The sequence below is a fragment of the Parabacteroides sp. AF18-52 genome (assembly GCF_003479145.1).
Taxonomy (GTDB): domain Bacteria; phylum Bacteroidota; class Bacteroidia; order Bacteroidales; family Tannerellaceae; genus Parabacteroides; species Parabacteroides faecis.
Genome location: NZ_QUGR01000014.1, coordinates 1 through 11,537 on the forward strand (window position 1 = coordinate 1; position 11,537 = coordinate 11,537).

General features: G+C 40.5%; 6 protein-coding genes. All 6 read left to right on the forward strand.

Features of this window, described 5'->3' with window-relative positions; all coding sequences use genetic code 11:
- The first annotated feature begins 27 nt into the window (after positions 1–27).
- The 6 genes from DWX23_RS19110 to DWX23_RS19135 all read left to right on the forward strand — a co-directional run bounded on the left by DWX23_RS19110 (position 28) and on the right by DWX23_RS19135 (position 11,505).
- Positions 28–954 (forward strand): HEPN domain-containing protein, encoded by a 927-nt coding sequence (locus tag DWX23_RS19110; RefSeq protein ID WP_122375629.1) that lies wholly within the window; start codon positions 28–30, stop codon positions 952–954.
- A 34-nt stretch (positions 955–988) separates the two neighbouring features.
- A complete protein-coding gene (locus DWX23_RS19115; RefSeq protein ID WP_255419763.1) occupies positions 989–1,552 on the forward strand; it encodes an RNA polymerase sigma-70 factor in 564 nt (187 codons plus the stop codon).
- Positions 1,553–1,665: 113 nt separating this feature from the next.
- Positions 1,666–2,601 carry a FecR family protein gene (locus tag DWX23_RS19120; RefSeq protein ID WP_122375631.1) on the forward strand — a complete coding sequence of 312 codons (936 nt, stop codon included), beginning with the start codon at positions 1,666–1,668 and terminating at the stop codon, positions 2,599–2,601.
- 199 nt (positions 2,602–2,800) lie between these two features.
- Positions 2,801–6,169, forward strand: a complete 3,369-nt coding sequence (locus DWX23_RS19125; RefSeq protein ID WP_158607100.1) for a TonB-dependent receptor — start codon at positions 2,801–2,803, stop codon at positions 6,167–6,169.
- A 12-nt stretch (positions 6,170–6,181) separates the two neighbouring features.
- Positions 6,182–7,894, forward strand: a complete 1,713-nt coding sequence (locus DWX23_RS19130; RefSeq protein WP_233587680.1) for a RagB/SusD family nutrient uptake outer membrane protein — start codon at positions 6,182–6,184, stop codon at positions 7,892–7,894.
- 29 nt (positions 7,895–7,923) lie between these two features.
- Complete coding sequence (locus DWX23_RS19135) at positions 7,924–11,505, forward strand: glycoside hydrolase family 2 TIM barrel-domain containing protein (RefSeq protein WP_122375634.1); 3,582 nt, start codon at positions 7,924–7,926, stop codon at positions 11,503–11,505.
- Positions 11,506–11,537 lie beyond the last annotated feature (32 nt).

Consider the following 11,537-nt stretch of genomic DNA (forward strand, 5'->3'; position numbering starts at 1 on the left):
GTTTAATGTTGTACATAATCAAGCATAATGAAAGACTCGATAGCTTATCTGCCGAAAGACAAACAGGACGATTTGGTATTTCTGGTTAAAGAGATACTGAAAAGATTACCTCAGACGGAGTATATTATTCTGTATGGTAGTTATGCTAGAGGCAATTATGTGCGTCGTAGCGTACGAATTGAAGACGGTGGTATTCCTACAGTCAAGATATCTGATTACGATATCTATGTGGTAACAAGCGGTTTCAACAATAAAAAGGCAGAAACGGTACTGGATAATGTAGAAGATATCTTCTTCTCCGGAAAAGATTTCGATCGCGATACGCCTGTTCAGTTTATCACTGATGATATTAAGGCGTTAAATAAGTATCTCGAAGAGGGTCGGTATTTCTATACCCAGATTAAACAGGAAGGTATTGTTTTGTATAACAGTGGTAAATACAAATTATCACGTAGAAGAAAACTGAACTTTGCGGAAATAAAGGAACAGGCACAGGAGTATTTTGATGAGAAGTCAAAAAGAGCAAATAATTTTTTGAAGTATGCAATAATAGCCGATAAAGAAACTGATTATAAAGAAGCATCTTTTTTTCTTCATCAAGCCTGTGAGAATTACTATTATGCCATCCGTTTGACTTTTACTTTACGAAATAACAAACAACACAACCTCTCTAAGTTATCTTCTTCTGTAAGGCGCTATGCCGATGACCTGGGGACTGTGTTTCCACAAAATACATCTGAAGAAAAACGACTTTTTGTACTTTTAAAAGCAGCCTATGTAGAAGCGAGGTATAACCCGTATTTTGTAGTAACGAAAGAGGATATCGATACCCTTATCCCGAAAGTCGAATTACTCAGGGATATTACGAAACGGATTTGCGAGGCGAAGATAAAGGAGTATGAAAATAAATCCGTAACTTTGTTCAATCGCAAGAAATTCAATTCGCAAATCTAAAATTATTACCACGGAAAGGAATCTTATAACACCTATTGAAGTAAATACGGATTGGAATTTTGGTTCGTTTTACAATATGTATTACAGGCGTTTTGTCCGGTATGCCTATTACTATGTCAATGATCAGCCTACCGCAGAAGATCTTACACATGATGCCCTTCTTTATTATTGGGAGAATAAAGATAAACTATCGGCAGAAACAGATGTGCTAGGTTATATTATGATAACTGTCCGGAATAAATGTCTGAACTATCTGAAACATCTTCAGGTAGAAGAAAGCCATAAACAAAAAATTGTAGAACTTCATGAGTGGGAGATCAATGCCCGTATTATGACGTTGGAAGATACAGGTTATGCCGATATATTTACAAAAGATATAATGGAACTCCTGACTGCCTCTCTGGCAAAACTGCCGAAGCAAACCCGCGATATCTTTATTCAAAATCGTTTGCAAAACAAACCGAGAAAAGAAATAGCTGCAGAAATGAATGTTTCATTGCAAAAAATCGACTATCATTTGAACAAGGCTAATGCGCAGATTTATAAAGATTTAAGGGATTATATACCTCTCGTTCTTATTTTTTTTCAAAATATTTAGTGATTTCGTTTGGGATTTTTCCACCCTTAGTTGCTCTTATTATAGAACCTGATTCTTAAAAGAGATTGGTTTTCTTTGAGAGCAGGACACACCAGTATTAATATATAACAGGCATGAATATAGACCGCAACATGTTGACCCGCTATTTCCAGGGAGAATGCTCCGAATGGGAAAAAGAAGCTATTCGTGTATGGCTGGAAAGTGACGAGTTGCACAAACAACAATTTATCCGGGAGCGTATCCGTTTTGACGCCTCTGTGGTTATTGATGAAGATAAGCTATCGCATGCCACTTCCAATAGAAGGAAAATATTCCTATGGAACACATTAAAAATTGCATCAGCGATTTTTATTCTTATTGCAAGTAGTTATTGTTTCTCTCTTTATAAGTTTGGTAAGCCGGAGAGCTCGCTTCAAAGCATCTATGTCCCTTCCGGCAGCAGAACCTCTGTCACATTACCTGACGGAACACTTGTCTGGCTGAATTCCAACACCTCTTTCAAATATCCCACAACTTTTGCCAGCGAAGACAGAATCGTTGAACTGGACGGTGAAGCATATTTCGAGGTAACGAAAAACGAAAAGAAATCATTTATCGTTAAAACCAACAAATATAATGTAGAGGTGTTGGGCACTACCTTCAATGTGGAGGCTTATGCAAAGGAACCGACTTTCAAAACCGGACTGTTTACCGGAAAGGTCAAGCTATATAAAGAACAGAAAGAGAATGAATCCCTTTATCTGAATCCGGGAGAGGCTGCCGAATTAATTGGAGATGTCCTGCACGTATCTTCTGCCAATCAGAATAGTTTCCGGTGGAAAGACGGATTGATCATCCTGGAAGATAAATCTTTTACAGAGATAATGCGCTTATTCGAGAAGTATTATGACCTTCAGATTATAATCAAAAACGACAAAACCAAGAAATTGGGATATAAAGGAAAACTTCGGATTTCCGATGGCATAGATCATGCGTTGCGTGTGTTACAAAAAGACTTCCGTTTCACTTTCAAGCGGGAAGAAGATACGAATATAATTTATATTTATTAATCATCTAAAAAGAATAGCCTATGTAGTAGTAGAAACAGATAAAAAAAGAATCGGCAAATGCGCCAACACTTACCGATTCTAACAAGTACATAAATTAACATACTTATTAATTATAATCATTTACAAAGATATGAAAAAACTTTTTTCATCTTGGATATTATTGTCAAAAAAACACTGGAATTATCACATATTCAGAGTCATGAGATTAACAACTTATTTACTGTTATTATTTACCTGTTTTGCTTTTGCTGAGAATACACATTCTCAGAATGCCCGGGTAAATCTGAATAAACGGCAAGCCGTACTAAATGAAGTATTGGAAGATATTGAACGGCAGACCGACTATCTTTTTATCTCCAACAGAGAAATCGATTTGGAACAAAAAGTGTCTGTCACAGCCAAAAATATGCCGGTTCGTGAAGTTCTGGACCGACTTCTGGAAAAGACTGATTTGTCTTATGCCGTGGAAGGAGTGAATATTATTCTTTCAAAAAAACATTTTTCAGAAGCGGCCGGACAGCAACAACAAAAAAAGACTATCACCGGGACGATTCTGGATGAAAAGGGCGAGTCTGTTATTGGAGCTAATATAACAATAAAAGGAAGTTCTAATGGAACAATCACTGATATCGATGGCTCTTTCAGCTTAAGTGCCGCGGCTGGTGATATTTTGCAAATCTCTTATATCGGTTATATTTCTCAGGAGATTGCGGTTGGTTCTAAAACAAGTTTCCAAATTACGCTAAAAGAGGATTTGAAAACGCTCGATGAAGTTGTCATTGTCGGTTATGGTACCACCAAGAAAGCATCTCTTACCGCATCCGTTGCTTCTATGAAAGGAGAAGAAACGGCACTTAAGCCGGTGACCAATATCAGCCAGAACCTGGTGGGCCGTATGCCCGGACTCGTGGCCCGGCAAGGCAGTGGAGAACTGGGTTACGACAATCCGGATATTTTTATTCGTGGTAAAGGAACGACCGGATTAAAAAATAGCGCGCTTGTTGTGATTGACGGGATACCTCGCGACAATTTCGGCCAGCTTGATCCGACTACCATAGAATCGGTAACTATCCTGAAAGATGCGGCAGCCGTAGCCCCTTACGGAATAGGTGGTGCCAATGGCGTTATTCTGATCACTACAAAAAAAGGGAAAACCGGGAAACCTACTTTTTCGTATAACGGATATGTCGGTTTCCAAAACCCAACCCGTATCCCGGAGATGGTAAACTCGTATGAGTACGCTACTTTACTTAATGAAGGTGCCAGAAACAGCGGACTGACAAACATGCCTTATTCGGATGATCAAATAGCTATGTATAAGAAAACCGTTGACGGAGCAGCCGATGCCGACCCCGACCGTTATCCTAACAGTCGTGGGATCAGGGATATTATACAGCGTAATACGATAATGACTTCTCACAATATTGAGATCTCAGGAGGTTCGGAGTTTGTCAACTATTATATATCATTGGCCTATACTTCACAAGAGGGGATGTATAAAGGTACTGATATGAAACGTTATAACGTTTCGTCCCGCATGGATGTAAAAGCTACGAAGACCACGAATGTGTCACTCTCTCTGAGTGGATATGTGGCCAACCATCACTTTCCGGGCGAATCAGCCGGAAGTATTGCCTATGCGGCGGTCAGGCAGCCTGCAACCGAAGCGATATGGTATTCCAACGGACTGTGGGGTAATTATCTGGGGCGTTCTCCGGTTGCCTTAGGTAGTACTCTCAGCGGATATACCAAAGAAGAACGTACACAACTTTATACTACACTTTCGGTGGAACAGCAGTTGCCGTTTTTAGAAGGACTGAGTATCAAGGGGGTAGCAAGTTACGACCCGTATAAATTGTTTAAGAAAGAATGGCGGAAACCTAGACTTTCTTATACACCCGATTTTTCAACAACTCCTTATACCTTTAATGAAACAAGGGAGGGCGATCACAGTTTGTATGAAAAAGATGAAGATGATAAGAGATTTACATTTCAGGGATATCTTAATTATCAACATCGCTTCAATGATTTGCACGATGTTACTTTCCTGGGAGTAGTGGAAAGCCGGCAAAGGGATAAAAGATGGTTTGATGCCAAGCGGACAGGTTTTCCTATCGCGATGGACGAAATGGACCTGGGTAGTACGGCCGCCGGGAAAGTGACCAACGGTGGATCGTCATCAAAGGAAACCTCTGTCGGTTTGCTTTACAGGATAGGATATACATATAATAGCAGATACATGATTGAAACTGCCGGGCGGTATGATGGCAATTATTATTTTGCTCCGGGTAAAAAATGGGGCTTTTTCCCTTCTGTATCTGCCGGTTGGAATATATCAGAAGAGGATTTCATGAAGAATAATATCCGTAATCTGGACATGTTGAAACTGAGGGTGTCGTACGGAGAGTCCGGGAATTTGGCCGGTGATCCTTTCCAATATATGTCCGGTTATGAAATGTCTTCTAACTCTGCTTATTTTGGTGACCCGACTACTGGTATATATGAAACGAAGCAAAGTAACCCTTTCATTACGTGGGAGAGAGCTAAAAAGTTTGATGTGGGTATCGATGGCGTTTTATGGCGAGGATTGCTTTCTTTCTCTGTCGATTATTTCTATGATAAACGAGACAATATGTTAATGTCGCCTAAAGTGACGGTGCCACTGGAGTATGGTATTGAGCTTCGGGATGTAAATGGTGGAAAGATGAGTAATCAGGGTATCGAGATAATGCTCTCCAGTACACATACATTCCCCAACAGGATGCAATTGGATCTGTCTGGTAATTTTACTTATGTACACAACAAATTGTTGGAGACTTATGAAACGTCCAGTACATATAATAATCCGAACAGAAGATTGACGGGGCGGTCTTTCGAGACTCAGTTCGGTTATAAATCATTGGGGTATTATACAGCGGATGATTTTAACGCCGATGGTAGTTTAAAACCCGGTATCGCGTCTATCAGAGATGCAAAAGTGCAACCCGGCGATATAAAATATGCCGACCTGTATGGCCCGGACGGAGTGCCGGATGGCGTGATCGACTCATATGATAATACGGTAATCGGTCGCCCTAAAAATTCGCCTCAGATTATTTATGGTTTTACACCGACACTTTCCTGGAAAGGATTTGATTTGAATATGCTATTTCAGGGTGCGGCGATGAACGACATATATCTCGAAGGTACGATGGCGCATCCTTTTGAAAGTCAGGGATCGGCCACTAAACTACAGTATGAAGATCATTGGACACCCGAAAATACAGATGCCAAGTATCCGCGTGTGTATAATGCTCCTGTGGATCATAATAAAGTTACTTCATCCCATTGGATGCGTAATGCGGCTTATCTTCGCCTGAAGAGCCTGGAATTGGGGTATACTTTGCCTGAGCAAATAACAGCAAAAGCGGGCATGTCGAGAGTTCGTTTCTATTTCGCAGGACAGAATCTGTGGACATGGACTCCGTTTATGGATGAAAAAATCGACCCTGAAGCGGGTAATACCGACGGACGCTACTATTATCAGCAGCAGGCGTTCTCTTTTGGCTTAAATGTAACCTTCAAATAATTATCGATGAATATGAAATCTAAAATAACATATATAGGCCTGTTTATATGTATGGCTTTAATTAGCAGTTGTTCAGATTTTCTGGAAGTTGAAAACCGAAACTCTGTCACTGATGATGTACTCTGGTCTGAAGAACAGAATGCAGACCTGTTTCTTAACGATATGTATAATGACCTGTTGCCGGATGCCAATAAAGTTACGCAACATCTCGATCAGTTTTCGGATAACTCCGATGTTGGCACTAACTGGATGGCCGGATATGCGAATATCGGAAACGCGCAGATTACCCCGGAGAATTACCCGACAGGTTTCAGCGACGTATGGGACTGGGAAAAGGCCTATAAAAAGATTCGTAAATGCAATGTGTTTATAAAGAAGGTGACGGAATCGACTCTGTCGGATAGTTATAAACAACACCGGATATCTGAAGCACGTTTTTTGAGAGCTTTCGTTTACCATTGGTTATGGATGACATACGGAGGCGTTCCGTTGATCACGGTGCCGCTCGATAATCAGAATACCGACATACCGTTGGAAAATCCCAGGGCCACGGCACAGGAAACGTTTGATTTCATTGTTTCTGAGTTGGGAGAAGTTGCCCCCTTGTTGAATGAAACAGAAACAGGAAATAATGCAGGCCGGGCTACCAAAGGGGCTGCCCTGACCCTGAAAGGATGGTGCGAACTTTATCATGCCAGTGCCCAACGGAATCCTGCGAATGATATCGAACGGTGGAAAACTGCTGCAAAAACTTGTAAATCAGTAATGGAAATGGGTGTCTACAGCCTGGCATCGGACTTCGATGTATTGTTTATGACCAACAATAATAGTGAATCTATTTTTGCCCGCCAGTACGGACCTGACAAAGGAAATAATAAAGAAATGCATTTCGGACCTCCTGCTATTGGCTCAAGCAGATCCGGCTGGGGAAATTTCCAACCGACACAGCAGCTTGTAGATGAATTCAGTATGGAGAATGGATTGCCGATTACGGATCCGGCTTCGGGATATGATCCTAATAACCCATATGAAGGACGGGAAAAAAGATTTTATGCGACTATTCTATACAATGGCTCCAAATGGAGGAATGAGTTTGAGATCATGACACAGTTAGGTGGCAATAATTCAATAGATCTGGGTTATTCCAACGATAACACACATACTGGTTATTATGCTCGTAAAAGGTTGAACGAGAATAAAGAGTTGTCTATGTTTGGTAATGAAACATCGTACGAAAATTACATGTTTTTCCGCTATGGTGAAGTATTGCTCAATTTTGCAGAAGCGGAAAACGAAGTAAATGGTCCTACAAAAGAAGTACTGGATGCGATAAATTTGGTACGTACCCGGAATGGTAATATGCCGAAGGTGGAAGATACTTTTAAATCTTTGAATAAAGAAAGTATGAGAGAAATCATCCGGCGTGAAAGACGCGTGGAGTTGTGTTTTGAAGATAAGCGTTGGTGGGATATTCGCCGGAGGGAAATAGCTGATAAGTTACCTGACGGTAGTCCGGGTGTGATGAATGTACCTTTAAAGGGTATGCTGATTGAAGAAAATAACGGAACCCTTACTTATACTATCGTAGATGTAAGAGACCGGAAATTCTTACCGAAAATGTATCTTATGCCGCTTCCGCAAGGAGCCATTGACCGCAACTCGGTGATTGCTGCACAAAACGGCGGGGTAGACAATTGGGTGAACGGACAGAATCCGGGTTATTGACCTTGAATAATAATTATTAATTCAATATCATGAAGAAGTATAATCTTATTTTTCTAATGTATGTCGTATTTATCTCTTTTTGGAGTGTGTCTGCACAAAGCCAGGAGATAAATGCAGAAGTATTATACAAAATAGTGAGTCCGTCGGGACTGGTGATAGATAATAAGCAAAGTGATCAGAATGGGGATGGCTTTGTCTTGTCGAAAAATAATGGAAATAATAAAGGGCAATTGTGGAAAATAACCCGATTGAAGAATGGGTACTACACAATTGCCAACCCCTTTGTCAGGCGAAGTATGGACAACGGAAATATCCATGCCGGAGAAGGCAGTGAATTAATGCAGTGGGAATCGAGCAACTCCAATGGCAATCAGCAGTGGACAATTCATGTGACGGGTACAGGGGCCTATGCTATTACACAAAGAATAAGTAATATGTCTTTAGCTTATAACGGAGAAGATGTTGCCGGTAGTAAAATCTTCCAGTTACCCAATTCCTCACAGGTTTGGCGATTGGTGGAAACTTCGGTAAAATCTCCTAAAGAAGTGATTGTTCGTGGTAAAACCGAATGGGAGAATGAATTGATTTTCGGGGTTAATAAAGAACCCGGTCATAATACATACATTCCTTATCCTTCCATTGAAAGTCTCAAAGCTGATAAAACTTTTGAGAAACCGTGGGAAACACCTAATTCCGATTATTACCTTTCCCTGAATGGGAACTGGAAGTTCAATTGGGTGAAACAGCCTTCCGAACGGCCTGCCAACTTTTATAAAATGAACTATGATGTATCTGCATGGAAGGAAATCCCTGTTCCTTCTAATTGGGAAATGCACGGATATGGTACTCCTATTTATACCAATATAACTTATCCTTTTAAAAATAATCCTCCTCTTATCCAACCGCAAAAAGGGTATACCAATGAAATTGAGGTAAATCCTGTCGGCTCATACCGTCGCGAATTTACCATACCTGCCGGATGGGACGGAAAAGAAATAATGCTGCATTTTAATGGTGTATACAGTGGTATATATGTCTGGATAAATGGGCAGAAGGTAGGTTATAGTGAAGGGGCCAATAACGATGCGGAGTTCAATATTACCAAATATGTAAAGACTGGAACAAATACGATTGCTGCAGAGGTCTATCGTTTTACAGATGCCAGTTATATTGAAGATCAGGATATGTTCCGTTTGAGTGGCATCCACCGTGATGTATATGTATATGCTACCCCAAAAGTACATGTACGCGATTATTTTCTGAAATCAGAGTTTAATGGGAATGATTTTAATGCTGCTACCTTTAAAGCTGAATTGTCTGTTAGAAATTATGGAAATAGTACGGCAAAGGCAGAGACAGCCGAGCTGTCGTTGCTTGACCCGTCAGGAAAAGAGGTGGTCACTTTGTCGCAATCAATCGCTTCCCTGAAAGGCAGTACAGAGCAGAAATATGACCTGCAGGCAAAAGTAAATAACCCATTGTTATGGTCTGCAGAAAATCCCCATCTCTACACGGCCATTGTTTCTTTGAAGAATAGCGAAGGAGAAGTGACTGAGGCCATGTCGTCTAAATTTGGTTTCCGCAAAATTGAAATCAAAAACAAACGAGTATATATAAATAATAAAGCCGTCTTTTTCAAAGGCGTGAACAGGCATGATATACATCCTCAATATGGTAAGGCTGTTCCTAAAGAGTCGATGATCGAGGATATTCTGTTGATGAAAAATCATAATATTAATATGGTGCGTACAAGTCATTACCCGAATGATCCTAAAATGTATGCGATGTATGATTATTATGGTTTGTATATTATGGATGAAGCCGATCTGGAAAATCATGGAAATGGTTCCATATCAGATAAACCAAGCTGGATACCTGCATTTGTAGACCGTATAGAAAGAGTTATCGAGCGGGATAAAAACCATCCGTCAGTCATTTTCTGGTCCTTGGGCAACGAAGGAAGTAACGGGGAGAATTTTGCAGCCATGAGTAAACGTGCCAGAGAAATGGACTCACGCCCGATTCATTATGAAGGTAAAAATGAAGTTGCCGATATTCGTTCACAAATGTATCCTGACATGAAAGACTTGAACCGTATCGACCAGATGGATGAAGATAAACCGTATTTCTTCTGTGAATATGCCCACTCGATGGGTAACGCTCCGGGTAATCTGGGTGAATACTGGGATTATATTGAAAAATCGCAACGCATCATTGGTGGTTGTGTATGGGATTGGGTAGACCAGGGTATCAATAAGTATGGTGATTCTGCCGATAAATATTATTATGGTGGAGATTTTGGAGACAAACCCAATGATAAAGATTTTTCATGCAACGGATTGACTACTCCCGACAGAAGAGTTACGGCTAAGTTGCTGGAAGCTAAAAAAGTTTTTCAATACATCAAAATGACTCCTTTGGCTCTGATGAGTGGTAAGATTTCAATTGAAAACAAATATGCATTCACGAATCTGGATCAGTTTGATATAACATGGGAAATTATGAAAAACGGTGTAAAATCGGAATCAGGAACCATCCCTTCGATAAATCTGGAGCCTGATGAAAAATTACCGGTTGTTATTCCATATGACAAAAATCTGGAAATAGGGAAAGAGTATTTTCTAAATGTCTATTTTTCTTTGAAGAATAAAACGAGATGGGCTGATAAAGGTCATGTGGTTGCCTCTGAACAATTCGCATTAACCAGCAGGCCGGTGGTGCCGATGGTGGATGCCAATACGCTTAATGCTTTGGATATTAGTACCCAGGGGAAAGACCTTGTAATAAAAGGCGGGGATTTTGGCATTACGTTTGATACGAACTCAGGAGTTATGAAATCATTGCGTTATGACGATCAGGAGATGATTCATCAAAACAATGGCTTTGCTCTCAATTGGTATCGTAGTATCAGTAATGATAAGTATACGGACCAGAACTATTATCCGACTACATATGGAAAACCCCTGTTTAGTTATCAGGTAGCAGACGATAAGAAGTCGATTACTATTTTGTCGTATATGGATGCAACAATAGCTTACCGTAATCCGGTAGTAATACCCCATCTTGTAAAATATGTAATCTATGGCAATGGAACCGTAGATGTGGATGCCAGCTTTACGCTGCCCCAGAATAGTGCTATTGTACACCGTTTGGGCTTACAGGTCGTTCTGCCCCAGGAATTTGAAAATATCCAATGGTATGGCCGTGGTCCTCATGAGAATTATTGGGACAGAAAGCGTTCTGCTTATTTCGGTCAGTTCGATAAAACGGTGAAAGAGATGGAGGAAGAGCATTATGTTCGTGCACAGAGTATGGGGAGCCGTGAAGATGTGCGATGGTTTATCATTTCCGATAAGAATAATCGTGGATTGAAAATAACGTCTAAAGACCAACTTAGTTTTAGTGCATTGCATTTCTCTGACAAGGATTTATGGGAGGCTGAACATGACTTCGAATTGAATAATATCCGCAAGCCGCAAGTTTATCTTAGTTTGGATTGTATCCAGCAGGGGTTGGGTAATGCCAGCTGCGGTCCCCGTCCGTTGCCTGAGTATATGATTCCTGTGAATCAACCTGTCGGTTATTCATTCAGAATAGAGCCTGTCAGATAATCGGATGTGAAAATTCATTTTTAATTAAAGAT